The organism is Streptomyces sp. NPDC091412 (assembly GCF_044756885.1).
GTDB lineage: Bacteria > Actinomycetota > Actinomycetes > Streptomycetales > Streptomycetaceae > Streptomyces.
In genome coordinates this window covers 439,579-464,174 of the sequence record NZ_JBIVTV010000001.1, presented here as the reverse complement: position 1 = coordinate 464,174, position 24,596 = coordinate 439,579, and the positions used below count along the sequence as shown (strand labels likewise).

Below are 24,596 nucleotides of genomic sequence, written 5' to 3'. Positions count from 1 at the left end.
CGGGCCCCCGGTCCGCTAGGAGAAACCAGCCGATGTCAGACAGGTCCTCGTTCCCGCCGGTGCGGCTCGCCTCCGAGCCGGAGCTGGCCCGGGACGCGCTCGCCACACCGCTGCTGTCCCGCGCCGCGCGGCTCGCGCGCTGGGCCGGAGACGGGACACGGGTCGACGCCGACGGCGGGCTGGCCGAGGAGCAACTGCCCGCCGCGGCCGCGGTGCTCGGCCTCAGCGGTGACGGCGCGGCGGCCGGGGCGAGCGAGGCCTGGCGGGTCGCCCTGGACACCGGGCTCGTCCGGATCGTCGACGAGGACGAGGACGAGGCCGCCGTCGCGCCCGGCCCGGACCTGGACCTGCTGACCGGCGGCTCGCCGCACGACGTGCTCACGGTCTGGACGAACGCCCTCGAGGGCGTGCTGGCCGACGCGAGCGTGCCCGATCTGGACGCGCTGGTCGAAGCGGTGGGTCAGGGCGGCGCGGTCGACCTCTCCGGACTGGACTGGGACCCCGAGACGGAGGCGGAGTTCCTCGACGGCGTGCTCGCCAACCTCTACCGGCTGACGGCCGGCGCGGACGGGTCCGGCGGCGGTCCGGTGCCGCTGCCCGTGCTCGCCGCCTCCATGATCGTGCCCAGCGACATGGGGGAGCCCACCAACGACATACTGGAGCAGGTCTCCGAGGCGATGATGCGGCTGGACGACCAGTTCCGGCTGCTGGAGCCGGCGGGCCTGGTCGAGTACCGGCCGGTGGACGAGGAGTTGATGGCGGAGGCCGAGAGCGAGCCGTCGACGCCGGTCGAGGAGGTGGACGTCGCCCGCTACGGCATGGTGCGGTTGACCCCGCTCGGACTGCACGGGCTGCGGACCCGGCTGCTGGAGGCCGGCTGCCGGGTGCCGGTGATCGGCGAACTCGCCGACAAGGGCGCCGACGCGCTGCTCGACGGCACCGCAGGGTTTCCCCCGGCGGCCACGCACGCGGAGACCGAGCAGTGGCTGGCGAGCCGTGAACCGCTGTCCGCCGCAAGGGAGTTGCTCGCCGCAGCGCGCGGCACGGACGCGGGCGCGCCGCTGCGGCGGCTGCGCTGCCAGCAGGCGCTGTCCCTGGTCGGCGCCGAGGCCGAACCGGCGCTGCGGGAGGTGCTCGACGATGCCGAACTCGGCGGGCTGGCCCGGGTCTGGCTGACCGAGCGCGGTCTGGCCGACGTGCCGGCGCCGTCCCAGGAGATGATCTTCTGGCTGACCATCGACACGGTGGCCGCCCAACTGGCGGCCGAGGGCGACTCCGAGGAACTGCACGCTCTCGTCGAGGGACTCGCCGAACAGCACAGCGGCTTCTTCGCGGCGGCCTGGCGGGTGGACCACCCGCAGACGGCGGACGTGCTGGAGGCGATGGGACGGCTGCATCCGGACAAGAAGACCGCCAAGGAAGCACGCAAGGCGGCGTTCAAGGCCCGGTCCGCGCACGGCAGTTGAGCGGCGGATCCGGGCACGCGGTGTCCCGGGGCGCGCCGGAGGCGGGGAAACGCGGCGCGTTCGGCGGCCGTCCGCGTGGCGGAGCGTACGCCCACGCGGCCGCGGAACCCGGCCGGTGCGGCGACCGTCTCCCCCGCGCGGTGCGGGTTCCGCGGTCATGGACCGGCCGCGACCCGTGCCCACCGTGCGGGCCGCGGCCGTCCGGTCATGTGCCGCGTTGCGTCACTTGCTGACGGCGAAGCGCATCAGGGCGTGCTCGTCGCCCTGCTTGATCTTCCCCGTCTCGTTGATCACCTCGAGCTTCCAGGAGCCGCCGACCCGTATGGCCTTGGCCACGGCGCAGCCGTTGTCCTGGGTGAGCAGGCTCGGCCAGATGTCGGCGACCTGCTGGGAGGTGCCCCCGGTCGCGTCGTACACCTTGAAGCTGATGTTGCGCGCCTTCTGGAAGGAACTGCCCTTCTTGAACGCCGAGGCGATGAACACGATCGAGGTGATGTTCTGCGGTATCCGGGCGAACTCGACCGTCACCGTCTCGTCGTCGCCGTCGCCCCGGCCGGTCTGGTTGTCACCGCTGTGCAGCAGCGAGCCGTTGCCCATGGGGTCCAGCGAGTCCAGGCCCGCCAGGCGCACCGGGTCCGCACCCTGCATGGCGACGGCGATCAGGTCGAGGTCGGTGCCCATCTTGCGGCGGAGCACGCCCATCACCCCGCCGGAGGTGCCCCCGGTGGGGTCCCAGGACACGCCGATGGACATGTGGGTCACCCCGTCCAGGTCCGCCGGGCCGTCTTCTTTCGTCAGCGTGATCATGTGTGGTTCATCCTCCGGTGAAATGACTGCGACAGGCGAATTCTGTCCTACAGCGCCTGGGCCGCAGGCTTCACCATGTTCCGTACGGTGCGGGCCTTGACGAAGTCGCCCATGGCCGTCATCTCCCACTCGCCGGTGAACTGCCGGATGAGCTTGGCCATCATCACCCCGGTCTGCGGCTCGGCGTGGGTGAGGTCGAAGCGGACCAGCTCCTCCTCGGTGGTGGCGTCCACCAGGCGGCAGTAGGCCTTGGCGACCTCGGTGAACTTCTGTCCCGAGAAGGAGTTCACGGTGAACACCAGGCCGGTCACCTCCTGGGGCAGACGTCCGAGGTCGACCACGATCACCTCGTCGTCGCCCGCGCCCTCGCCGGTGAGGTTGTCGCCGGAGTGCTTCACCGCGCCGTTCAGGATGGTGAGCTTGCCGAAGTAGCAGCTGTCGACGTGGTTGCGCTGCGGGCCGAAGGCGATGACCGAGGCGTCCAGGTCGATGTCGGCGCCGCGGTACGCCGGTTCCCAGCCGAGGCCCATCTTGACCCGGGCGAGCAGCGGACGGCCGCCCTTGACCAGGGACACGGTCTGGTTCTTCTGGAGGCTGACCCGGCCCTTGTCCAGATTGACCTTCCCGGCACCGGGAGCGGGGACGGAGGCCTGCGGCGCCGGGGGAGCCGGGGGAACCGGAGGGGCGGCCGGGTACTGCGCGCCGGGCACCGGGGCCGGCGGGGTGAGCGGCTGGGGCGGGACGACCGGCTGCGGCGGGGCCACCGGGGCGGGGGCCGGTTCCTCCACCGTCACGCCGAAGTCGGTGGCGATGCCCGCGAGTCCGTCGGCGTACCCCTGGCCGACGGCCCGCGCCTTCCACTGGCCGTTCCGCAGGTAGATCTCCACGACCACCAGCGCCGTCTCGGTGCCGAGCCGCGGCGGGGTGAACGTGGCCAGCGCCGAGCCGTTGTCCGCGTCGCGGATGGTGGCCGTGGGCTCGATGCCCTGGAAGGACTGCCCGGCGGCGTCCGGGCTGGCGGTGACCACGATCTTCTCGATGCCCGGCGGCACCGCGGCGGTGTCCACGATGATCGCGTCGGGCGCGCCGCCGCCGCCCGAACGGTAGGTCACGCCCGGCCCGGACGGCTGGTTGTAGAAGATGAAGTCGTCGTCCGAGCGCACCTTGCCGTCGGCGGTGAGCAGCAGGCCCGATACGTCCAGCCGCACCGGAGCGGCGACGTCCACCGTCACACGCGCGGCGGCCAGGGGGATGTTCGAGCCGGGGGTCATAGCTGTCATGTGGGAGGTAACGACCGAGGGCGCTTTACCGTTCCCTTACCCGGCAGACGGGTGAAGCGGTGAAGCGTCCTCGGTGGCCGTGGCCGGTCCTCGCTACGGCACCACCACGATCTTCCGCCCCACCCCGGACGCGAACTGCTCCAGCGCCTCCGGGTACCGCTCCAGCGGGATCCGGTCACTGATGAAGACCTCGGGGTCCAGCACCCCGGCCGCGAACAGCTCCGCGGCCCGTTCGAAGCTGTGCAGCACCGCCATGGAGCCGGTGATGGTGATCTCCTGGTTGTAGATCCGGTACGGGTCGATCATCACCCGGGTCGCGTAGTCGGCCACCCCGAACTGGAGGAAGGTGCCCGCCTTGGCCACCCGGTCCAGGCCGTCCTGGATTGCCGCCGCGTTGCCGGTCGCGTCGATCACCACGTCCCAGCCCCGCGGCCGGTCCAGCTCGTCGGCGTTCGCCGCGGACGCCGACACCCCCAGTTGCCGGGCCGTCTCGAGGCGGGCCGGGTTCACGTCGACCACGTCCACACTGGCCGCGCCGGTCCGCTTGGCCAGCTCCAGCATCATCAGGCCCATGGTCCCGGAGCCGTAGATCAGCACGTTCGAGCCCAGGCGCGTGCGCAGTACGTCGTAGCCGCGGACCGCGCACGACAGCGGCTCGATCAGGGCCGCGTCCTCGGTGCGGATGTGCTCGGGCAGCTTGACGCAGTTGGCGACCGGGGCCACGGCGTACCGGGCGGCGCCGCCCGCGGTGGTCACGCCGATCGCGGCCCACCGCTCGCACAGGTTGTTGTGCCCGTCGCGGCAGAAGCGGCACTCATAGCAGTACAGCGACGGGTCGACCGCCACCCGGTCGCCGACCGACACCTCCGTGACCTGCGTGCCGACCGCGGCCACTTCGCCGGCGAACTCGTGCCCGGGCACGATCGGCAGCTTGGGCGCGAACTCGCCCTGGAGGATGTGCAGATCGGTGCCGCACAGCCCGCAGGCCGCCACCTCGACGACGACCTCGCGCGGCCCCGGCGTCGGGTCGGGGACCTCGGTGACGACGGCGCGGCCCACGGACTCGATGACGGCGGCCTTCATTTCACGGCTCCCAACGACAGGCCCTGGACCAGTTTGTCCTGGGCGGCGAACCCCGCGGCGAGCACCGGCAGGGAGATGACGAGCGACGCGGCGCACACCTTGGCCAGGAACAGGCCCTGGCTGGTGATGAAGGTGGTGAGGAACACGGGGGCGGTCTCGGCGACCACACCCGTGAGGACCCGCGCGAACATCAGCTCGTTCCAGCTGAAGATGAAGCAGATCAGGGCGGTCGCCGCGATGCCGGGCAGGGCGATCGGGGCGACCACGCGGCCCAGCACGGTCGGCAGCCGGGCGCCGTCGATCTGGGCGGCCTCGATGATCGCGACCGGGACCTCGGACAGGAAGGACTGCATCATCCAGACCGCGATCGGCAGGTTCATGGCCGTGTAGAGGATGACCAGCGCCCAGATGTTGTCGAGCAGGCCGGTGTTCTTCGCGAACAGGTAGATCGGCAGCAGACCGGCCACCAGGGGCAGCATCTTGGTGGACAGGAAGAAGAACAGGACGTCGGTCCACTTCTTCACCGGCCGGATGGACAGCGCGTACGCGGCGGGCAGCGCGAGGAGGAGGGTCAGCAGGGTGGAGACCAGCGAGGCGGTCATGGAGTTGATCAGCGCGGGCCAGGGACTGGCCCCGCCGGTCAGCCCGAAGAACTGCCGGTAGCCGTCCAACGTCAGCGCGGCGGCCACCGACGGCGGGTTGGTCGCCGCGTCCGCCTCGGAGTGGAAGGACGTCAGTACCATCCAGAGCAGGGGCAGCACGAACACGAGTCCGGCCAGCCAGGCGACGACGCCCAGGGCCGCACCCCGGAACCGGCCGCGCGGTTGGCCGTACCGCGGGGCGGTGGTGGTGGCCATCAGCGGGACACCTCCTCACGGAACAGCGACGACACCACGCGCAGCGCGAAGGTCGCCAGGATGATCGAGCCGATCACGACGATGACGCCGGCCGCGGAGGCGAGGCCGTTCTCGTGCGCCTGGTAGAAGGTCTGGTAGATCGTGTACGGCAGGTTCGCGGTGCCCAGGCCGCCGGAGGTGATGGTGAACACCGCGTCGAAGTTCTGCACGATGTAGATCGAGCCGAGCAGGACGCCGAGTTCGAGGTAGCGGCGCAGATGCGGCAGGGTGATGTGCACGAAGACCTGCCAGTCGCTCGCCCCGTCCATCCTGGCCGCCTCGAGCAGCTGTGAGTCGCGGCTCTGCAGTCCGGCCAGCAGGATCAGCATCATGAACGGGGTCCACTGCCAGACCAGCGCGGCCTCCACCGCCATCAGCGGCATCTCGGAGATCCAGTCCGGCTGAACCGCCCCGTCCCCGCCGATGGCGTGCAGGATGCCGTTGAACAGCCCGTACTCCGGGTTGAACAGCAGGTGCTTCCACATCAGCGCGGCGGCGACCGGCACCAGCAGGAACGGCGCGATGAGCATGGTGCGCACCGCGGCCCGGCCGCGGAAGCGGCGGTCGAGCAGCAGCGCGAGCAGCAGGCCGAGCAGCAGGCTGACCAGCACCACGGTGACGGTCAGCAGGATGGTCGTCCACACCGAACTGCGCAGGTCGGCGTCGCTCAGCACCTTGCCGTAGTTGGCGAATCCGGCGAAGCGGCGGCGGTCGGGGTAGAGCGCGTTCCAGTCGAGGAACGAGATCACCAGCGTGGCCACGAAGGGGAGCTGGGTGACGACGATCATGAACACGAGCGCCGGCAGCAGGGGCGCCCGGGTGGCCCAGGCGCGCATGCGGTTCGAGCGCCGGGCCGCCGGCCGTCCGGAGACGGCGGCGGCGCGGGCCGGTGACGTCAGGGTCATGACCCCTCGTACTTCTGGGCGACGGCCTCGGCGAGCTTCTGGGCCTTCTTCAGGGCGCTGTCCACCGACTGGCGTCCGGCGATGGCGGAGCTGATCTCCTGGGAGACCTTGGTGCCCAGGTCGGTGAACTCGGGGATGCCGACGAACTGGATGCCGGGCGCGGGCCGGGGCTGCACGCCCGGGTCCTCGGGCTTGGCGTTCGCGATGGCGTCCCGGGTGACGTCCGCGAACGCGGCGGCCTCCTTGCGGTACTGCGGGATGTCGTAGGTCGAGGCACGCTTGCCGGCCGGGACGTTGGACCAGCCGGCCTTCTCGCCGGCGAGCTTCTCGTAGTCCTTGCTGGAGGCCCAGGAGATGAACTTCCAGGCGTTTTCCGAGTTCTTGGACGCCTTCTGGATGCCCCACGCCCAGGTGTAGAGCCAGCCCGACCCGTCGGTCTTCTCGACCGGGGCCGGGGCGTAGCCGATCTTGCCCTTGACCGGAGAGCCGTCGGCCTCCAGGGAGCCCGCTCCGGCGGTGGCGTCGTACCACATGGCCGTCTTGCCCTGGGTCATGTTGTTCAGGCACTCCGCGTAGCCGGACTGGGCGGCACCGGCCTCGCCGTGCTTGCGGACCAGGTCGACGTAGAACTGGGTGGCCTCCTTGAACTCCTTGGAGTCCAGGCGTGCCGTCCAGTCCTTGTCGAACCAGGTGCCGCCGAAGGTGTTCACCACCGTGGTCAGCGGTGCCATGACCTCGCCCCAGCCCGGCAGTCCGCGCAGGCAGATGCCCTTCATGCCGGAGCCGTCGATCTTGGCGGCCAGGTCGGCGACCTGCTTCCAGGTGGGCTTGTCCGGCATGGTCAGGCCCGCCTTCTCCAGGACGTCCTTGCGGTACATCAGGAAGGAGGACTCGCCGTAGAACGGCTCCCCGTACAGCTTGCCGTCCTCGGCGGTGAGCGCCCGGGTCATCGGGGGGAGGATGTCGGCCTGGTCGAAGGCGGTGTCCTTCTCGACGTAGGCGTCCAGGGGGTGCAGCCACCCGTTCTTGGCGTAGATCGGGATCTCGTAGTTGCTCAGGGTGGCGACGTCGTACTGCCCGGCCTGGTTGGCGAAGTCCTGGCTGATCTTGTCGCGGACGTCGTTCTCCGGCAGGACGGTGAAGTTCACCTTGATGCCGGTGTCCTTGGTGAAGTGGGCGGCGGTCAGCTTCTGCAGCTCCACCATCTGCGGATTGTTCACCATCAGGACGTTGACGGAGCTGTCGCCGGCGGATCCGGACCCGCCGGCGCCCGAGCAGGCGGCGAGCGGAGCGATCAGCGTCCCTACCGCCGCCACGGCGAAGAGGGTCCGTGGCGAACGTCGGCTCTGGGTTCGCATGGGTACTCCAGGAGATGTTGGCACTAATGGGGACTTGAGGGTGACGAGAGCGCCTCGCGGGGCGGGTGGAGGGTGAGATTCAGCGGGGTGCCGGGCGACTCTGCGGTCAGACCCGGATGACCTGCGGCCCGAGCAGGGAGTAGCGGTGTGCCTCGGTCGCCGGGAGCAGGGTGCTCGTCACGATCGCCTCCAACGCGCCGACTTCGGCGAACCGGCAGAAGCTGACCGCCCCGAACTTGGTGTGGACGCCCGCGAGCACCACCCGGCGCGCGGCCCTGACCGCCTGCGCCTTCACCTCGCTGACCGCCGGGTCGGGCGTGGTCAGACCGTGCTCGCGGGAGATGCCGTTGGCGCCGATGAACGCCAGGTCGATGACGAAACCGGACAGCATCCTCGTCGTCCAGTGGTCCACGGTGGCGAGGGTGCCGGAGCGGACCCGGCCGCCGAGCAGCAGCACGGAGATGGTGCCGGTCTCGGCGAGCGCGCCCGCGACCGGCAGGGAGGCGGTGACCACGGTCAGCGGCCGGTCCCGGGGCAGGGCCTCGGCGATGAGCTGCGGGGTGAAGCCCTCGTCGACGAAGACCGTTTCGGCGTCCCCGAGCAGTTCGGCGGCGGCGGTCGCCACCCTGCGCTTCTCGGGTACGTGGCTGGTGGCGCGGAAGGCCAGGGTGGTCTCGAAGCCGGCGCTCTCCACGGGGTAGGCGCCTCCGTGGGTGCGGCGCACCAGACCGTGGTCCTCCAGGGAGCGCAGGTCCCGTCGTACGGTCTCCTTGGCCACGCCCAGGTCGGCGGCGAGCGCGGTGACGTCGACCGATCCGGTGGCGCGCGCCAACCGCACGATTTCGCGCTGGCGTTCCTCGGCCGTCCCGTGGCTCATGGGTCGACCACCCGCTTCCTGGTTTCGATGCCCGTTCGGGCCCGGTGCGGCCCTTGCCGGATGTTCTACAGCGGGTGCGCGGTTCTGACCAGGCTTGTTTTGGGCTCGCTCCTGTCCGTTTACGCCCGTTCGGCTCGGGTGGTGCCCGCCTCGGACCTGCAGGGGGGTGTTCCGGGGCGTGGGAACGGGCGGCATCGATGCCCGAATGCGAGGGCGGGCGGGCCCGTTCGGTGCCCGCCCGCCCTCGGCTGCGTCGATTTTCCGCCGGGTCAGTACGGCCAGATGGGCGGGTCCGTCACGAAGGGGCCGCCGATGTACACATGGGCCTTGTTGTCCGGGTCGAGCTCGCCCTGCTCGGCGATCAGCTTCTCGGCGTACTGCTCCGAGTCGTCCCGCGGTTCGTAGCCGAGCGCCCGCGCGCTGGTCAGATCCAGCCACAGGCGGGTGTTGGCGGAGGCGCCGTGGACGACGGTGTGACCCACGTTCTCGGCGGTCAGGGCCGCGTGGAAGAGGCGGGCGCCGTCGGCGGGGCTCATCCACATGGAGAGCATCCGCACGCTGGTCGGCTCGGGGAAGCAGGAGCCGATGCGCACCGAGACGGTCTCCAGGCCGTGCTTGTCCCAGTAGAGCTGGGCGAGGTCCTCGCCGAAGGCCTTGGACAGGCCGTAGAAGGTGTCCGGGCGGTGCGGGGTCTCGATCGGCAGGAGCGGCTCGCCGGGGCCGGGTCGCGGGGTGTGGCCCACCGCATGGTTGGACGAGGCGAAGACGATCCGCCGCACGCCCTCCTCGCGGGCCGCCTCGTACAGGTGGTAGGTGCCCTCGATGTTGGCCTTGAGGACCTTCTCGAAGGGGGCTTCCAGGGAGATGCCCGCGAGATGGATGATCGCGTCGACGCCCCTGACGGCCTCGCGCAGGGCGTCCCGGTCGGAGAGGTCCGCGACGATCGCGTCCGGCTCGCCCTCGATCGGCCGCATGTCCAGCAGGCGCAGTGCGTAGCCGTACTCGGGCAGCAGGCCCCGCATCAGGGTGCCGAGCCCGCCGGCGGCGCCGGTGAGCAGAACGGTGCGGGGAGCGGGCATCCTCGGTCTCCTTGAAAGGGTCGTTCCTGTGTATGGATACCATTCACATGGATGGACACGCTATGAACAGTGTCCGTACCCCGTCAAGTGTGTCGTGAACTCGCGAAATCCGCTCCTGTGTTGCCGGTTTGCGCGCTTGACCTGCCCGAATGGGGGCTCCTAACGTGATCGCGTTCATGAACGTGGACATTGCTCAGAAACATGCACTCGCCCGGCTGATCGAGCGCGGCAGCGTGCTGCTCGACGAGGAGGAAGCGTGAAGACCTCGGCCTTCGTCTACCCCTGGGACGTCAACGGCGACCCCGAGGCGCCCGGCCGCCTGGCCGCCCTCGGAGTGGAGCAGGTGACGCTCGCCGCCGCCTACCACTCCACGCGCGCGCTGACCCCCCGCCACCCGCGCCACCGCGTGGTCACCGCCGAGCACGCCGCCGTGCTGTACCCGGCGGACGACCGCTGGGCGGGCCGGACGCTGTGCCCGTACCCGGCCGGCGACTGGGCACCCGGCGACGCGTACGGCGAGGCCGCGACGGCCCTGGCCGAGACCGGTCTCGAGGTGCACACCTGGGTCGTCCTCGCGCACAACTCCCGCCTGGGCGCCGAGCATCCGGACACCTCCGTCGTCAACGCCTACCGCGACCGCTACCCGTGGGCGCCGTGCATCGCCCAGCCCGCCACGCGCGCGTACCTGACCGAGCTGGCCGCCGAGGCGGCCGTCCGCCCCGGGGCGCGCGGCACCGAACTGGAGTCCCTCGGCTGGTACGGGCTCGCCCATCTGCACGCCCACGACAAGACCGCCGGGGTGGCTCTCGGGGAGGCCGGGCAGTACCTGATGTCCTTGTGCTTCTGCCCCGTCTGCCGCACCGGGTATGGCGAACAGGGCCTGGACCCCGACGAGTTGGCGCACGCCGTACGCTCCGCCCTGGAACCGGTGTGGCGGGGGGCGCCCTCCGGTGGGGGTGCCGCCCGGTCGAGCGGAGGCGGGACTGCGGGAGGCTGGGCCGGTGTGGTGGAACTGCTCGGCGAGAGCAGGGCGGGCGCCACCCGCGCATGGCGCGACCGGACCGCGCGCACCCTCCAGGATGCGGCGGTCGCGGCGGTCCGCGCGGCGGCCCCCGACGGCTTCCAGGTCCTTGTGCACGCCGATCCGGTGTCCCACCACTGCGGCGCCAACGCCGGTGTCGACCCCGCCCACATCCTGTCCGTGGCGGACGGCGTGGTGGTGCCCTGCACGGGCGGTGCCGGCCTGCTGACCCCGTTCGCCGAACAGGGCCGTCCGGGCGCCGTCCTGGCCGCCAACTTCACGATCGTCTCCGGCATGGGCGGCAGCCCGGGCACCCTCGCCGAGGACGCGGGCCGTGCGAGGGACCTCGGGGCGAGCGAAATCCGTCTGTATCACGCGGGGTTGGCCTCGGACGGCGACCTGGCGGCGGTGCGGTCGGCGTTGCGGGGCCTGTGAAGCAGCATCAGTGACGTGGCCGACAGTCCGAGGGCCAGGAAGGCCAGGAGCGCCGGGAGGGAGACGGCGCCGACCAGGGCGGCACCCGCGGCCAGGCCGACGACGTTGGGGGCGAAGAGCAGCGTGTTCGCGGTGGCGGCCGTCCGGCCGAGCAGTCCCGCCGGGGTCTCCCGCTGCACGGCGGTGAACGCGGCGATCAGTACGCACGGCAGTCCGGCGCCGCTCACCACGATGCTGACCAGGGCCACGGGGTCGGACGGGATCGCGCGCAGGGCCACGCCGACCGCGGTGAGGGCGATGCCGAAGGCCGCGAAGCGGCGGCTGCCCAGGCGGCGCAGGGCGGTGCCCGAGGCGAGACCGATCGCCACCGAACCGGCGCCCTGGACGGCGTACAGCACCCCGGCGTACGCGGGCGCGTGGCCGAGGCGGTCGACGACGGCGTAGATCAGCGCGCCGGTCACGCCGGTGAACAGCATCGTGGCGCCGCCGGCCAGCACCAGGGGCCGCAGCCTCGGGTGGGACCACAGATGGCGGGCGCCCTCGGCGGCCTGCGCACGCCAGGAGCCCTCGGGCCGGCGGGGCTCGTCCTCGCTGACCCGCAGCATCGCGTACAGACCGGCGGCGAGCAGGAACGTGACCGCGTCGAGCAGGGCCACGCAGCGGCCGCCGTACGCCGCGTACAGGCCCGCGCCCGCCAGCGGGGCCAGCAGCTTCATGCCCTCGTTGGCGGTCATCCGCAGCCCGTTGAAGTCGCCGAGCAGCTTCGGGCCGATGGCGGTGGCGACGAGCGCCGACTGCGCCGCGTCCTCCACGACGCCCGTGGCACCGTAGACGAACAGCACCCCGTACAGCACCCAGACGCGGCCGGGGGAGTCGACGGTGAGGAGGGCGAGCAGGAGCACCGCCAGCAGCAGGTTGGCGGCGATCAGCAGGGGGCCGCGGCGGACGCGGTCGGCGAGCGTGCCGAGCGCCGGACCGGCCAGGGTCGGCACCCACATCGCCAGCAGGCACAGCGCGGCCAGCCCGTTCGAGCCGGTGAGGTCCTTCACCCACACACCCGAGGCCAGCCACAGCGCCGACGTGCCGAAACCGGACACCACCACAGCGGCCAGACACACCCCCGCCGCACGGTCCCGCAGCACCCGAACCAGGGTCCATTCAGTCGTCATACCGCCCGATCGTCGCCCTAAGGCCCCACCCCACGGATCCGTCGGATGCCGTAGAGCCCGAGCCTGCCCGGCCCGCAATCCGCCGGTGGCCGTCGGTCATGTCACGGGGGCGTGGGCGGGTGCCGGAGGCCCGCCGGCGGGGGAGTTCGTCCGTGGCGGGTGGCCCGGGTCGGTGGGGGCGGGGGCCGGGGCCTGAGCGCGGGTGTCGAGTTCGGGTCGGGCGGGATCGCGGCGGTCGTGCTGCGGGGGCGTGGCCGGGTGCCGGCGGTCCCGTTCCGGGACGGTTCGCGGCGCGCGGTCCGGGTCGGTGGGGAAGCGGGGTGTCCGAGCGTGCGCCTCGGCCGCCGGTGTGCGGTGTTGCGTGGGTGTTGAGCTCCGGTCGGGCGGGTTGTGCCAGGAGTCGTCGGTCATGCGGCTCAGGCGTGGTCGCGCACGGCCGGCCGGCGGGGGAGTTCGTCCGTGGCGGGCGGCTCGGGTCGGTCGGGGGCGGGGGCTGAGCGTGGGTGTCGAGTGCTGGCTGGGCCGGAGGCCGTCGGGAGCTGTGGGGCGGGCGGTCCGCGCCGATGGGGGAGATGGGTCGGCCCCGGCCGACGGGGTGCCGTGTCGTGTGAGCGATGAGTTTTGGAGGTCGCGGCGGTCCACGTTCCGTACGTGAGAGCAAGAGTGGAGGAGTGATGACCGATACGATCCTCGATCTCGGTCCGCAGGCCCGTCTCGTGGCGCGGCTGGCCGAGGGTGTGCATGAGGAGCAGCTCGGCGCGGTGACACCGTGCCCGGACTACGCGGTGCGCAACCTGCTGGGGCACCTGATCGGCCTGGCGGTGGCCTTCCGGGACGCCGGCCGCAAGGAGCTGGGTGCCACGACCGACACCAGCCCGGACGCCGCCGCACCCGACATCGGCCCCGACTGGCGCGAGGAGTTGCCCAAGGCCCTCGACGAGCTGGCCGAGGTCTGGCGCGACCCGGCCGCCTGGACCGGCATGACCCGCGCGGGCGGCGTGGACCTGCCGGGCCAGGTCGCCGGGGCGGTGGCCGCCGACGAGCTGGTGATCCATGGCTGGGACCTGGCCCGGGCCACCGGCCAGGACTACGAGCCCGACCCCGCCGCACTGCGGGCGTCGTACGGCTTCCTGCGCGCGGCGGCCGACGACCCGAACCGGGGCAACGGCCCGTTCGGACCCGTCGTCCCCGTTCCCGAGGACGCTCCGCTGCCCGACCGGGTCGTGGGCCTGAGCGGCCGCGATCCCGGCTGGAAGCCCTGAGCGGCCGGGGGTCGGCAGGAACCGGCCCGAACACGTGTCGGCCTCCCCGGAGTTGCGGCGGCATACGCTTTCGGGCACCGTGATCCCGACCCCCACGCCCCGCGACCGCACCCAGCGGCCGCGGGGCTTCTTCATGCCGCCCGGCGCCCGATTGCCGCGCGAGACAGCCCTGTCACGTGCGTCGTCACCCACTGCGCGGAGGCAGGACCACGGACTGCGCGCACGGTCCTCAGCGGTCCGCGGTCGACCGCCGGCCGTCGACGCCCCCACCGAACCTCATCGCGAAGGCGAACACCCGGCGTGCCTCACCACCCCCCACCCGCCGCCGAATTCTCCCGCCCCGCACCTGTCGTTCCCCGGCGCGAAATTCCTGTGCCGGAGGCATTGACGAAACCCCGGGCCCCTCTTACCTTCATCGCGTCGTACTTCGTACGTCATATATGAGACGCGATACGCGAGATCAGAACTCGCGATCCGAGCCGTGATGTGATCGACGAGATCCGAGAGGCGCGCATGACCTCTGTGCCCACGCCGATCCCCTCCCGCACGCAGGTCGTGCTGGAGGCGATCAAACACCGCATCCTCACCGGGCGGCTGACGCCTGGTCAGGCCCTGGTCGAGACCGAACTCGCCGCTCAGTTCGGGGTGTCCAAGACCCCGGTGCGTGAGGCGCTGAAGACCCTGGCCGGCACCGGACTGGTCGTGATGAACCAGTACAAGGGCGTCACGGTGCGCGAAGTGGACGCGGACATGGCACGCGAGGTCTACGACGTGCGGCTGCTGCTTGAGCCGGAGGCGCTGAGGCGCTCGGTGCGCCGCGGCGCCTCCCTGGACGCCGCCCGCGACGCGCTGAAGCAGGCCGCCGAGGCCGCCGACACCGCCGAACGCTCCCTCGCCAACCGCGAGTTCCACCGCGCCCTCTACCTGCCCTGCGGCAACCCGCTGCTCGGCCGGATGCTCGACGAGGTCCGCGACCAGGCCGCCCTCGTCTCCGCCGTCGCCTGGTCCGCCGATCCCTCCTGGGACCGGGAGGCCACCGAGCACCGGGAGATCCTGCGGCTCGCCCTGGAGGGCGACGCCGACGGCGCGGCCCGCGCCCTCCACGCCCACATCGCGTCGTTCGTGCAACGGGCCTTCCCCTCCGCGGAGTCGAAGGCCCAGGGAGAGGACGGTCAGGCATGACAACGGCGTTCGAGACCCAGCGGGCGGCCCTGGCCGACGTGGTGGCGATCCCGGTGACCCCGTTCACCGAGGACGGCGGCGTCGACAGCGCCACCTACCGGGCCCTGCTGCGTCGTCTGCTCGACGGCGGCATCACGACCCTCACGCCCAACGGCAACACCGGGGAGTTCTACGCCCTCACCCCCGAGGAGCGGCAGCAGGTCACCGAGATGACCGTCGAGGAGGCCGGGGGCCGGGCGAACATCCTGGTCGGCGTCGGCCACGACGTGCCCACCGCGGTCGCCTCCGCCCGGCAGGCCCACGAGCTGGGCGCGCAGATGGTCATGGTCCACCAGCCCGTGCACCCCTACGTCTCCCAGGGCGGCTGGGTCGACTACCACCGCGCGATCGCCGAGGCCGTGCCCGAGCTGGGCGTCGTCCCCTACATCCGCAACGCCGAGCTGCCCGGCACCCGCCTGGCCGAACTCGCCGACGCCTGCCCGAACGTCATCGGCGTCAAGTACGCCGTACCGGACGCCACCCGCTTCGGCGCCTTCGCCCGGGACGCGGGCCTGGACAGGTTCGTGTGGGTCGCCGGCCTCGCCGAGCCCTACGCCCCCTCCTACTTCTCCGCCGGCGCCACCGGCTTCACGTCCGGCCTGGTCAACGTCGCCCCGGCCGTCTCCGTCAGCATGCTCCAGGCGCTCAGGGCCGGCGACTACCCGGCCGCGATGAAGGTCTGGGAGCGGATCCGCCGCTTCGAGGAACTGCGCGCGGCCAACGGGTCGGCGAACAACGTCACCGTCGTCAAGGAGGCCCTCGCCGCGCTCGGCCTGTGCCGCCGGGACGTGCGCCCGCCGAGCAAGCCGCTGCCGGAGAGCGAACGCGCCGAGGTCGCCGCCATCGCCGCCGGGTGGTCGATATGAGTGCCCGGCCGGGCGACAGGCGCCCGGAGGACCTGCGCAGTCACCAGTGGTACGGCACCGACGGCCTGCGCTCCTTCAGCCACCGCGCCCGCACCCGCCAGCTCGGCTACCTGCCCGAGGAGCACCTGGGCAAGCCGGTCGTCGCGATCCTCAACACCTGGTCCGACATCAACCCCTGCCACGTCCACCTGCGGGACCGCGCCCAGGCGGTCAAGCGCGGGGTGTGGCAGGCGGGCGGCTTCCCGCTGGAGTTCCCGGTCTCCACGCTCAGCGAGACCTTCCAGAAGCCGACCCCGATGCTCTACCGCAACATGCTCGCCATGGAGACCGAGGAACTGCTGCGCTCCTACCCGGTCGACGGCGCCGTCCTGATGGGCGGCTGCGACAAGTCCACCCCCGCCCTCCTGATGGGCGCCGCGAGCGTCGACCTGCCCACCGTCTTCGTGCCCGCCGGGCCCATGCTGCCCGGTCACTGGCGGGGTGAGGTCCTCGGCTCCGGCACCGACATGTGGAAGTACTGGGACGACAAGCGGGCCGGCCTGATCGGCGACTGCGAGATGGCCGAGCTGGAGAGCGGCCTGGCCCGCTCGCCCGGCCACTGCATGACCATGGGCACGGCCTCCACGCTGACCGCGGCCGCCGAGGCCCTCGGCGTGACCGTCCCCGGCGCCTCCAGCATCCCGGCGGTGGACTCCGGGCACGACCGGATGGCGGCCAGGGCGGGCATGGCCATCGTCGAACTGGTCCGCAAGGACCGCAAGGTGAGCGAGATCCTGACCCGCGAGGCGTTCGAGGACGCGGTCACCACCGTCCTCGGGCTCGGCGGCTCCACCAACGCCGTGATCCATCTGATCGCCATGGCGGGCCGCGCGGGCGTCCGGCTCACCCTCGACGACTTCGACCGCGTCGCCCGCACCGTCCCGGTCCTCGCCAACGTCCGCCCCGGCGGACAGAAGTACCTCATGGAGGACTTCCACTTCGCCGGCGGCCTGCCCGGCTTCCTCTCCCGCATCCCGGACCTGCTCCACCTGGACCGGCCGACGGTGTCGTACGACACCCTGCGCGAGCAGATCGCCGACGCGCAGGTGCACGACGACGACGTGATCCGGCCCCGCGGCAACCCGGTCGCGGACGAGGGCGGAGTCGCGGTGCTGCGCGGCAACCTCTGCCCGGACGGCGCCGTCATCAAGCACATCGCCGCCGAGCCGCACCTGCTCAAGCACACCGGGCCCGCCGTCGTCTTCGACGACTACCGGACCATGCAGCGCACCATCAACGATCCCTCGCTCGGCATCACCGCCGACAGCGTGCTCGTGCTGCGCGGCTCCGGCCCCAAGGGCGGACCCGGAATGCCCGAGTACGGCATGCTGCCCATCCCCGATCACCTGCTCAAGCAGGGCGTGCGGGACATGGTCCGGATCTCCGACGCCCGCATGAGCGGCACGAGTTACGGCGCCTGCGTGCTGCACGTCGCTCCCGAGAGCCATGTCGGCGGACCGCTGGCGCTGGTGCGCACGGGCGACCCGATCACCCTCGATGTCGAGGATCGCACTCTCCGACTCCACGTGGACGACGAGGAGTTGGAGCGCCGCAGGGCCGAGTGGACGCCGCCGCCCGTGCGTTACGAGCGCGGCTACGGCGCCCTGTACTCCGAACAGATCACCCAGGCCGACACCGGCTGCGACTTCGAGTTCCTGGCCCGGCCCGGGAAGGTGCCGGACCCGTACGCCGGATAGCCGGCCCCGACCGGAACCGGGCCCCCCGGAACCAACCACCCCACCCGCCCTCTCCGCCGAAGCGCTTCACCCACGTGTACGTAGCAAGCGCTTCCTATGGACCGCCGCACTGCCCCACTGCGAGGAGAACAGTCATGGCCCAAGCCGCAGCCGTGGCGAAACCGCCCGCGCCACCCCGGCGGCGCCGTGCCTCCGCCACGCCGCGCAGGCTTCCGTACCTGCTGATCGCCCCGGCCGCCCTGCTCATGCTGGGCTTCATCGCCTACCCGGTGCTCAGCGTCTTCTACTACAGCCTGCAGAACTACAACCCCACCAAGCCGTGGCGGAACGGATACGCGGGCTTCGACAACTTCGTCCACGCCTTCACCCAGGACCCTCAGTTCTGGGACACGCTGATCTTCAGCGCCAAGTGGGTGGTCGTCGAGGTCGGGCTGCAACTGCTCTTCGGACTCGCCCTCGCCCTGATCGTCAACCAGACCTTCGTGGGCCGTGCGCTCGGCCGGGCCCTGGTGTTCTCCCCGTGGGCCGTCTCCGGCGTGCTCACCTCCGCGATCTGGGTGCTGCTCTACAACTCCCAGACCGGCATCACCCGTTACCTCGCCGACATGGGCATCGGCTCCTACGGCACCAGCTGGCTGTCGGACACCTCCACCGTGTTCCCGGCGGCGGTGGTCGCCGACCTGTGGCGCGGGGTGCCCTTCTTCGCCATCCTCATCCTCGCCGACCTCCAGTCCGTCTCGCACGACCTGTACGAGGCCGCCGAGGTCGACGGGGCGAGCCGGCTCAAGCAGTTCTGGCACATCACCCTGCCCCATCTGAAGGACGCCATCGTCCTGTCCACGCTGCTGCGCGCGGTGTGGGAGTTCAACAACGTCGACCTGCTCTACACCCTCACGGGCGGCGGACCGGCCGGCGAGACGACCACCCTGCCGCTCTACATCGCCAACACCAGCGTCGACGCCCACAACTTCGGCTACGCCTCCGCCCTGACCACGGTGGCGTTCGTCATCCTGCTCTTCTGCTCGATCGTCTATCTGCGGCTGAGCAAGTTCGGAGGTGAGAAGTGATCACCGAGATCGCGCCCGCGCCCGAGCGCGCGGTGTCCGAGCCGGCCCGGCCCCGCGGCAGGCGCCGCGCCTGGGACGAGGTCCCGCGCTGGCACATCTATCTGCCGCTGTCCGTGTATCTGCTCTTCACCCTGATCCCCTTCTACTGGATCCTGCTGTTCGCGCTGCGCCCGGCCGGCTCCACCTCGCTCGTGCCCTGGCCGATGACCTTCGAGCACTTCGAGAAGGTGTGGACCGAGCGGAGCTTCGGCCTCTACTTCCAGAACAGCGTGCTCGTCGGTGTCGCGACCCTGGTCCTCACCACGGTCGTCGCCCTGGCCGGCGGTTACGCGCTCGCGCGGTTCGACTTCCGGCTCAAGCGCGGTTTCATGCTCGCCCTGCTCTGCTCGCAGTTCGTGCCCGGCGCGCTGCTGCTGGTCCCGCTCTTCCAGATCTTCGCCAAGCTGTCGATGATCAACTCGCTGGGCAGCGTCGTCGTCGCCGAGACCGTCTTCCAGCTGCCGCTGTCGATGATCCTGATCAGCGGCTTCATCAAGAACGTGCCCCCGTCCCTGGAGGAGGCCGCCTGGGTGGACGGCTGCAACCGCTTCTCCGCCTTCCGGATCGTCGTCCTGCCGCTGCTGCGGCCCGGGCTGATCGCCGTCGGCTCCTTCGCCTTCGTGCACGCCTGGAACCACTTCCTGTTCGCGCTGATGTTCCTCTCCGACCAGAGCAAGCAGACCATCCCGGTCGGCCTCAACACCCTGATGAGCGCGGACAGCGTGGACCTGGGCGCGCTGGCCGCGGGCGGCATCGTCGCCGCCGTACCCGTGGTGATCGTGTTCGCCTTCATCCAGAAGTGGCTGATCACCGGCTTCAGCGCGGGGGCGGTGAAGGGATGACGGCCACCACGCCACCGACGGCGACCTCCGCATCGACGGCGCCCTCCGCATCGACGGCGCCCTCCGCATCGACGGCGCCCTCCGCATCGACGGACGCCACCACGCCGCTGCCGGTCGTGCTCGCCGGTGCCCGCGGTCACGGCCGCTGGCACCTGGACAACATCCGCCGGCTCCAGGACAAGGGCCTCGTACGGCTCGTGGGCATCTGCGAGCTGACCCCGCTGGCCGAGGACGAGATCCCCGGCGGTCTCGGCACACCGGCGCAGTCCGCCGACTTCGGCGCCCTGCTGGACGCCACCGGCGCGCGGATCGCGGTGGTCTGCACGCCCATCCCGACCCACACCGACCTGGCGCTCACCGCCGCCGCGCGGGGCGTCCACCTCCTGCTGGAGAAGCCGCCCGCCCCCTCGTACGCGGAGTTCCGCCGGATGGCCGACGGGGTCGCCGAGGCCGGTGTCGCCTGCCAGATCGGCTTCCAGGCACTGGGCTCGCACGCGATGCCCGCGATCCGGGAGCTGGTCGCGAAGGGCATGATCGGGACGGTCACCGGGGTCGGCGCGGCGGGCGCCTGGGCACGCGACGAGGCCTACTACCGACGGGCGCCCTGGGCGGGCAGGCGCCGTCTGAACGGCGCCGACGTGGTCGACGGGGTGCTCACCAACCCCCTCGCGCACGCCGTGTCCACCGCGCTCGCCCTGCTCGGCGCCACCCGCGCCGAGGACGTCACCGGCATCGAGACCGAGCTGTGGCGGGCCAACGCCATCGAGGCCGACGACACCAGCTGCGTCCGCGTCACGACCCCGCACGGCCCGGCCGCCGTCGCGGCGACCCTGTGCGCCGAGCGCCCCGGCGACCCGTACGTCATGGTGCACGGCAGCAGCGGCCGGATCACCTTCTGGTACAAGCAGGACCGGGTGCTGCTCCAGCGGGCAGGCCACGGCCCGGAGGAGTTCGAGTACGGCCGCACCGACCTGCTGGAGAACCTGGTCGGCCATCTGACCAGCGGGGCCGGACTGCTGGTTCCGCCCGCGTCCACGGGCGCCTTCATGCGGGTCGTCGAGGCGATCCGCACGGCCCCCGACCCCGGCGCGCTGCCGGCCGGCCTCTGGCGGCGCCTGGCCGACGAGGACCGCCGGATCGTCCCCGGTGTCGACGGGCTCGTCGCGGCCGTCGCCGACACCCTCTCCCTGTACTCCGAGCTGGACGTCGACTGGGCGTCGCCGAAGGAGGTGACCGTCGGATGACGGACTCCCCGGTCCTGCGCGTGGCGGGCCGCCCGGTCGCCCGCTACGTCACCCGGCCCGAACTGCCCGACCGGCGCTCCCCGCGCCCCTATCTGCACCCCGTCACCACCCTGGCCGGCACCGCGGTCACCGAACTCGGCCCCGCCGACCACCTCCATCACCTCGGCGTCGGTGTCGCCGTTCCCGACGTCGAGGGGCACAACTTCTGGGGCGGGCGCACCTTCGTACGCGACCGGGGCCCGACCGAGCTGGACAACCACGGCGCCCAGCGGCACACCGGCTTCCCCCTGCGCGAGGCCGACCGGTTCGAGGAGGAGCTGCGCTGGGTGGCGGCGGGCAGTGAACTGCTGCGCGAGCGCCGTACCGTCGCGGCCACCGGACTCAACGCCACGGCCTGGGCCCTGGACTTCACCTTCGCCCTCACCAATGTCACCCCTCGGGCGCTGTCGATCGGCAGCCCCGCCACCAACGGACGCCCCGGCGCGGCGTACGGCGGCTTCTTCTGGCGGGCCCGCAAGGAGGAGCGGCCCCCGCTCGTCCTCACCGCCGACCGGGACGGCGAGGCGGAGGCCCACGGCACCCGCGCCGACTGGCTGGCGCTCGTCGGCGGCACCTGGACGCTGGTGTTCGCCGGGGCCACCGACGCCACCCGCCGGGACGCCTGGTTCGTGCGGGCCGCGGAGTACCCGGGCGTGGGCTCGTCGCTGGCGGCCGAGCGGCGGCTCGCCATCGAGCCGGGCGAGACCGTCGTGCGCCGGATCGTCACCGTCGTCGCCGACGGCCGGCTCGGCCGGGACGAGGCCGGGGAGCTGGCCCGCGAGGCGGCCCTGTCATGAGGAAACCGCTCGTCGGGAACCCTCCCGCCCCCACCGTGCAGTAACCCGCTCCGTCGTCGCCTCGGTCGGGAGCCGCCGTCGCACACCCCTCCAGCAAGCGCTTACCGGAAAGCGTCCCCGAGTCCCCGACCCCAAGCCCCAAGCTCCACCTCCGAGTTGGATCCAGAAGAAGAGAGCCGATCAATGAAGATCAACATCCGTAGAAGCAGGCGCGCCGCCGTGGCCGTCGTCCTGGGTTCCGCGCTCGCGCTGACCGCCACCGCGTGCGGTGACGACGGCAGCGGCTCCGGGAAGAGCAAGGGTTCCGAGGGCTCCGGCAAGGGCGAGATCACCTTCTGGGACAACAACGGCGGTGTGCGCACCGACGTCTGGAAGCAGATCATCGCGGACTTCGAGAAGAAGTACCCGGACATCAAGGTCAACTACGTCGGAATCCCGGCCGCGAGCGCCCAGTCCAAGTACGACACCGCCATCCAGGGCGGCGGTCTGCCGGACGTCGGCGGCGTGGGGACCGCGATGCTCGCCGAGATCGCCGCCCAGGGGGCGCTGGAGCCGCTGGACGGCAGGCTGGCGAAGAGCGAGCTGAACGGCAAGCTCAGCGAGAACGTGCTCGGCGTCAGCAAGGCGGCGGGCGGCGGCGACACCCTGTACCACGTGCCGACCTCGGTGAACAACGGCACGCTGTGGTACCGCACCGACCTGTTCAAGAAGGCCGGCCTGGACGCGCCGACGACCTGGGACAAGTTCTACGAGGCCGCGGGCAAGCTCACGAACAAGGGCAAGAACGAGTTCGGCTTCACCATCCGCGGCGGCGAGGGTTCCATCGCGCCGGCCCTGGACGCGGTGTACGGACAGACCGGCATCACCTCCTTCTGGGACGGCGACAAGACGACCGTCAACGACCCGAAGAACGTGGCGGCGCTGGACAAGTACGTCGCGCTGTACAAGAAGGACACCCCGTCCGCCGACGTCAACAACGACTTCACCAAGATGGTCGCCCAGTGGGACAGCGGCACCATCGGCATGCTGAGCCACAACCTGGGCTCGTACCAGGACCACCTGAAGGCCCTCGGCAAGGACACGTTCCGCGGCATCCCGAACCCCACGCTGGGCGACGGCACCCGGGTGCAGGTGTCCAACCCGGTCGACGGCATCGGCCTGTTCAAGGCGAGCAAGAACAAGGCGGCCGCCTGGAAGTTCATCGAGTTCGCCGCCTCGGCCGCGGAGAACTCCAAGTTCAACGAGTCCGCCGGGCAGGTGCCCACCAACGTCGACGCCGCCGCGGACGCCTGGATCCAGCAGGCCGAGCCGACGAAGCTGGCGGCCGAGGCGCTGAATGGGGCCGACACGAAGATCGTCCAGTTGCCGTACTACCTGCCCGACTGGAACACCATCTCCAAGGCCGACAACGAGGCGAACTTCCAGAAGGTGCTGCTCGGCAAGCTGAGCGCCAAGCAGTTCCTGGACACGCTGGCCGACCAGCTGAACAAGGCGCAGGCCGAGTGGAAGCAGAACCAGGGCTGACACCGGCCGACGAAACCAAGGCGGACGGTCCGGGGGCTTGAGGCCGGTTCCGGGCCGCGGGCCGTCCGTGGCTGGGTGCGCGGTTCCCCGCGCCCCTTCCTGTCCCGCTCTCCGTGGAAAGAGGATCCGTACAGTGCGCACACAGAAATGTCATGAGCGTGTCATCATCGCGGCCGTGGGCTGCACCGCCCTGGTGCTCGCCATCACCGGCACCGCCGCCGCGGCTCCCGGGCCCCACACCCCCGACACCGCCCGTCAGGTGCTCGCGGCCAAGGACGGCTGGGGCTCCCACGGTGCCGGCACCACCGGCGGCGCCAAGGCCGACGCCGCCCACACCTACACCGTCACCACCTGGGACGGCTTCAAGGCCGCGCTCGCCGCCGGCGGCAGCGCGCCGAAGATCATCAAGGTCAAGGGCATGATCGACGCCGACGGCCCGAGCTGCTCCGCCTTCGAGGTGCCCGGCTACGACTTCGGCACCTACCTGGAGACCTACGCGCCTGAGACGTGGGGCCGCGACCGGAACCTGGACGGCGAGCCCGACGACAGCCCCGAGGGCCTGCGCCGCGCCTCCGCCGCGCTCCAGGACAAGTACATCAAGGCGAACATCCCCGCCAACACCACCATCGTCGGCGTTGGCAGGGACGCGGGCTTCAAGGGCGCCAGCCTCCAGATCAAGAACGTGGACAACGTCATCGTCCGCAACGTCACCCTGGAGAGCCCGCTGGACTGCTTCCCGCAGTGGGACCCCACCGACACCGCCGACGGCAACTGGAACTCCGAGTACGACAGCGCGGTGATCACCGGCTCCACCCATGTCTGGATGGACCACAACACCTTCACCGACGGCGAGCACCCCAACAGCACCCTGCCGTACTACTACGGCCGGATCTTCGAGCAGCACGACGGCGAGCTGGACATCGTCAAGGGCGCCGACTACGTGACGGTCTCCTGGAACGTCTTCGAGGACCACGACAAGACCATCCTCATCGGCAACAGCGACAGCGCGTCCACCGCCGCGATCGACCGGGGCCACCTGAAGGTGACCCTGCACCACAACCTGTTCAGCAACCTCGTCGAGCGGGCCCCGCGCGTCCGCTTCGGACAGGTCGACTCCTACAACAACCACTTCGTGGCCAACGCCGGCTACGGCTACAGCCTCGGCATCGGCATGGAGTCCCAACTCGTCGCCGAGCACAACGCGTTCACACTCGCGCCCGGGGTCGGCGCGGGCCAGATCCTCAAAAAGTGGAAGGACTCGCCGGTCACCGAGTCCCACAACTACGTCAACGGCAGGCTCACCGACCTGGTCGCCGTGCACAACGCCCAGGTCCCCGACGAGATCCTCCAGCGGGGCGGGGACTGGACCCCGGCCCTGCGCACCCGGATCGACAACCCGAAGGCACTGCCGGGGATCGTCGACCACCAGGCGGGCGCCGGCCGTCTGCGCTGACGTGCACCTCCCGGCGGGGGGGGGGGGGCCAACCCCCCCCCCCCCCCCCCCCCCCCCCCCCCCCCCCCCCCCCCCCACACCCCCCCCACCCCCCCCCCCCCCCCGCCGCCCACCGCCCCCCCCGCGGAGG

The 24,596-nt window shown here is 71.5% G+C and carries 21 protein-coding genes; 12 read left to right on the top strand and 9 right to left on the bottom strand.

Annotated elements, in window-relative coordinates:
- The first annotated feature begins 32 nt into the window (after positions 1-32).
- Positions 33-1,466: a hypothetical protein gene (locus ACIQMV_RS02110; protein ID WP_402590435.1), complete on the top strand. Its 1,434-nt coding sequence runs from the start codon at positions 33-35 to the stop codon at positions 1,464-1,466.
- 222 nt (positions 1,467-1,688) lie between these two features.
- Here the strand turns inward: ACIQMV_RS02110 and ACIQMV_RS02105 are convergent, their stop codons facing one another.
- From ACIQMV_RS02105 to ACIQMV_RS02070, 8 genes are all read right to left on the bottom strand, one after another.
- On the bottom strand, positions 1,689-2,273 hold the full coding sequence (locus ACIQMV_RS02105; RefSeq protein ID WP_225074115.1) for a TerD family protein: 585 nt from the start codon (positions 2,271-2,273) through the stop codon (positions 1,689-1,691).
- 47 nt (positions 2,274-2,320) lie between these two features.
- Positions 2,321-3,544, bottom strand: coding sequence for a TerD family protein (locus tag ACIQMV_RS02100; protein ID WP_402590968.1), 1,224 nt, complete (start codon positions 3,542-3,544; stop codon positions 2,321-2,323).
- 102 nt (positions 3,545-3,646) lie between these two features.
- Positions 3,647-4,636 carry a zinc-dependent alcohol dehydrogenase family protein gene (locus tag ACIQMV_RS02095; RefSeq protein WP_402590433.1) on the bottom strand — a complete coding sequence of 330 codons (990 nt, stop codon included), beginning with the start codon at positions 4,634-4,636 and terminating at the stop codon, positions 3,647-3,649.
- On the bottom strand, positions 4,633-5,493 hold the full coding sequence (locus ACIQMV_RS02090; protein ID WP_402590432.1) for a carbohydrate ABC transporter permease: 861 nt from the start codon (positions 5,491-5,493) through the stop codon (positions 4,633-4,635). The genes ACIQMV_RS02095 and ACIQMV_RS02090 overlap by 4 nt, the downstream gene beginning before the upstream one ends.
- A complete protein-coding gene (locus ACIQMV_RS02085; protein ID WP_402590430.1) occupies positions 5,493-6,437 on the bottom strand; it encodes a carbohydrate ABC transporter permease in 945 nt (314 codons plus the stop codon). Before ACIQMV_RS02085 ends, ACIQMV_RS02090 begins: the two co-directional genes overlap by 1 nt.
- On the bottom strand, positions 6,434-7,795 hold the full coding sequence (locus tag ACIQMV_RS02080; RefSeq protein WP_376501688.1) for an ABC transporter substrate-binding protein: 1,362 nt from the start codon (positions 7,793-7,795) through the stop codon (positions 6,434-6,436). The genes ACIQMV_RS02085 and ACIQMV_RS02080 overlap by 4 nt, the downstream gene beginning before the upstream one ends.
- Positions 7,796-7,901: 106 nt before the next feature.
- Positions 7,902-8,672: a DeoR/GlpR family DNA-binding transcription regulator gene (locus tag ACIQMV_RS02075; RefSeq protein ID WP_141362098.1), complete on the bottom strand. Its 771-nt coding sequence runs from the start codon at positions 8,670-8,672 to the stop codon at positions 7,902-7,904.
- A gap of 269 nt (positions 8,673-8,941) precedes the next feature.
- Positions 8,942-9,751: an NAD-dependent epimerase/dehydratase family protein gene (locus ACIQMV_RS02070; RefSeq protein ID WP_402590427.1), complete on the bottom strand. Its 810-nt coding sequence runs from the start codon at positions 9,749-9,751 to the stop codon at positions 8,942-8,944.
- A gap of 256 nt (positions 9,752-10,007) precedes the next feature.
- On the opposite strand from ACIQMV_RS02070, the gene ACIQMV_RS02065 reads away from it, so the two are divergent.
- A complete protein-coding gene (locus ACIQMV_RS02065) occupies positions 10,008-11,207 on the top strand; it encodes a hypothetical protein (protein WP_402590425.1) in 1,200 nt (399 codons plus the stop codon).
- Here the strand turns inward: ACIQMV_RS02065 and ACIQMV_RS02060 are convergent.
- On the bottom strand, positions 11,144-12,376 hold the full coding sequence (locus tag ACIQMV_RS02060) for an MFS transporter (RefSeq protein ID WP_402590423.1): 1,233 nt from the start codon (positions 12,374-12,376) through the stop codon (positions 11,144-11,146). The two genes, ACIQMV_RS02065 and ACIQMV_RS02060, sit on opposite strands and share 64 nt — an antisense overlap.
- Before the next feature lie 674 nt (positions 12,377-13,050).
- On the opposite strand from ACIQMV_RS02060, the gene ACIQMV_RS02055 reads away from it, so the two are divergent.
- The 10 genes from ACIQMV_RS02055 to ACIQMV_RS02010 all read left to right on the top strand — a co-directional run bounded on the left by ACIQMV_RS02055 (position 13,051) and on the right by ACIQMV_RS02010 (position 24,466).
- Complete coding sequence (locus ACIQMV_RS02055; RefSeq protein ID WP_402590421.1) at positions 13,051-13,638, top strand: TIGR03086 family metal-binding protein; 588 nt, start codon at positions 13,051-13,053, stop codon at positions 13,636-13,638.
- A 513-nt stretch (positions 13,639-14,151) separates the two neighbouring features.
- Positions 14,152-14,820 carry a GntR family transcriptional regulator gene (locus ACIQMV_RS02050; protein ID WP_384182881.1) on the top strand — a complete coding sequence of 223 codons (669 nt, stop codon included), beginning with the start codon at positions 14,152-14,154 and terminating at the stop codon, positions 14,818-14,820.
- Positions 14,817-15,725, top strand: a complete 909-nt coding sequence (locus ACIQMV_RS02045; protein ID WP_402590419.1) for a dihydrodipicolinate synthase family protein — start codon at positions 14,817-14,819, stop codon at positions 15,723-15,725. The genes ACIQMV_RS02050 and ACIQMV_RS02045 overlap by 4 nt, the downstream gene beginning before the upstream one ends.
- Positions 15,722-17,461: an L-arabinonate dehydratase gene (gene araD, locus ACIQMV_RS02040; RefSeq protein WP_402590417.1), complete on the top strand. Its 1,740-nt coding sequence runs from the start codon at positions 15,722-15,724 to the stop codon at positions 17,459-17,461. The genes ACIQMV_RS02045 and araD overlap by 4 nt, the downstream gene beginning before the upstream one ends.
- Before the next feature lie 134 nt (positions 17,462-17,595).
- The gene (locus tag ACIQMV_RS02035; protein WP_225074102.1) at positions 17,596-18,528 is read left to right on the top strand and encodes a carbohydrate ABC transporter permease; all 933 of its coding nucleotides are present in this window, start codon (positions 17,596-17,598) and stop codon (positions 18,526-18,528) included.
- On the top strand, positions 18,525-19,409 hold the full coding sequence (locus ACIQMV_RS02030; protein WP_141362116.1) for a carbohydrate ABC transporter permease: 885 nt from the start codon (positions 18,525-18,527) through the stop codon (positions 19,407-19,409). Before ACIQMV_RS02035 ends, ACIQMV_RS02030 begins: the two co-directional genes overlap by 4 nt.
- Positions 19,406-20,653 (top strand): Gfo/Idh/MocA family protein, encoded by a 1,248-nt coding sequence (locus ACIQMV_RS02025; protein WP_402590414.1) that lies wholly within the window; start codon positions 19,406-19,408, stop codon positions 20,651-20,653. The genes ACIQMV_RS02030 and ACIQMV_RS02025 overlap by 4 nt, the downstream gene beginning before the upstream one ends.
- Complete coding sequence (locus ACIQMV_RS02020) at positions 20,650-21,489, top strand: PmoA family protein (protein ID WP_402590412.1); 840 nt, start codon at positions 20,650-20,652, stop codon at positions 21,487-21,489. The genes ACIQMV_RS02025 and ACIQMV_RS02020 overlap by 4 nt, the downstream gene beginning before the upstream one ends.
- A 183-nt stretch (positions 21,490-21,672) precedes the next feature.
- Positions 21,673-23,013, top strand: a complete 1,341-nt coding sequence (locus ACIQMV_RS02015) for an ABC transporter substrate-binding protein (protein WP_402590410.1) — start codon at positions 21,673-21,675, stop codon at positions 23,011-23,013.
- 133 nt (positions 23,014-23,146) lie between these two features.
- Positions 23,147-24,466: a polysaccharide lyase family 1 protein gene (locus tag ACIQMV_RS02010; RefSeq protein WP_402590408.1), complete on the top strand. Its 1,320-nt coding sequence runs from the start codon at positions 23,147-23,149 to the stop codon at positions 24,464-24,466.
- Positions 24,467-24,596: the final 130 nt, after the last annotated feature.

What these genes read in the sequence shown, in the direction of transcription:
- ACIQMV_RS02070 (WP_402590427.1), bottom strand. Translation starts at nt 9,751, where the DNA reads ATGCCCGCTCCCCGCACCGTTCTGCTCACCGGCGCCGCCGGCGGGCTC.
- araD (WP_402590417.1), top strand. Translation starts at nt 15,722, where the DNA reads ATGAGTGCCCGGCCGGGCGACAGGCGCCCGGAGGACCTGCGCAGTCAC.
- ACIQMV_RS02015 (WP_402590410.1), top strand. Translation starts at nt 21,673, where the DNA reads ATGAAGATCAACATCCGTAGAAGCAGGCGCGCCGCCGTGGCCGTCGTC.
- ACIQMV_RS02080 (WP_376501688.1), bottom strand. Translation starts at nt 7,795, where the DNA reads ATGCGAACCCAGAGCCGACGTTCGCCACGGACCCTCTTCGCCGTGGCG.
- ACIQMV_RS02075 (WP_141362098.1), bottom strand. Translation starts at nt 8,672, where the DNA reads ATGAGCCACGGGACGGCCGAGGAACGCCAGCGCGAAATCGTGCGGTTG.
- ACIQMV_RS02055 (WP_402590421.1), top strand. Translation starts at nt 13,051, where the DNA reads ATGACCGATACGATCCTCGATCTCGGTCCGCAGGCCCGTCTCGTGGCG.
- ACIQMV_RS02090 (WP_402590432.1), bottom strand. Translation starts at nt 5,493, where the DNA reads ATGGCCACCACCACCGCCCCGCGGTACGGCCAACCGCGCGGCCGGTTC.
- ACIQMV_RS02020 (WP_402590412.1), top strand. Translation starts at nt 20,650, where the DNA reads ATGACGGACTCCCCGGTCCTGCGCGTGGCGGGCCGCCCGGTCGCCCGC.
- ACIQMV_RS02085 (WP_402590430.1), bottom strand. Translation starts at nt 6,437, where the DNA reads ATGACCCTGACGTCACCGGCCCGCGCCGCCGCCGTCTCCGGACGGCCG.
- ACIQMV_RS02060 (WP_402590423.1), bottom strand. Translation starts at nt 12,376, where the DNA reads ATGACGACTGAATGGACCCTGGTTCGGGTGCTGCGGGACCGTGCGGCG.
- ACIQMV_RS02050 (WP_384182881.1), top strand. Translation starts at nt 14,152, where the DNA reads ATGACCTCTGTGCCCACGCCGATCCCCTCCCGCACGCAGGTCGTGCTG.
- ACIQMV_RS02035 (WP_225074102.1), top strand. Translation starts at nt 17,596, where the DNA reads ATGGCCCAAGCCGCAGCCGTGGCGAAACCGCCCGCGCCACCCCGGCGG.
- ACIQMV_RS02105 (WP_225074115.1), bottom strand. Translation starts at nt 2,273, where the DNA reads ATGATCACGCTGACGAAAGAAGACGGCCCGGCGGACCTGGACGGGGTG.
- ACIQMV_RS02025 (WP_402590414.1), top strand. Translation starts at nt 19,406, where the DNA reads ATGACGGCCACCACGCCACCGACGGCGACCTCCGCATCGACGGCGCCC.
- ACIQMV_RS02095 (WP_402590433.1), bottom strand. Translation starts at nt 4,636, where the DNA reads ATGAAGGCCGCCGTCATCGAGTCCGTGGGCCGCGCCGTCGTCACCGAG.
- ACIQMV_RS02100 (WP_402590968.1), bottom strand. Translation starts at nt 3,544, where the DNA reads ATGACCCCCGGCTCGAACATCCCCCTGGCCGCCGCGCGTGTGACGGTG.
- ACIQMV_RS02110 (WP_402590435.1), top strand. Translation starts at nt 33, where the DNA reads ATGTCAGACAGGTCCTCGTTCCCGCCGGTGCGGCTCGCCTCCGAGCCG.
- ACIQMV_RS02045 (WP_402590419.1), top strand. Translation starts at nt 14,817, where the DNA reads ATGACAACGGCGTTCGAGACCCAGCGGGCGGCCCTGGCCGACGTGGTG.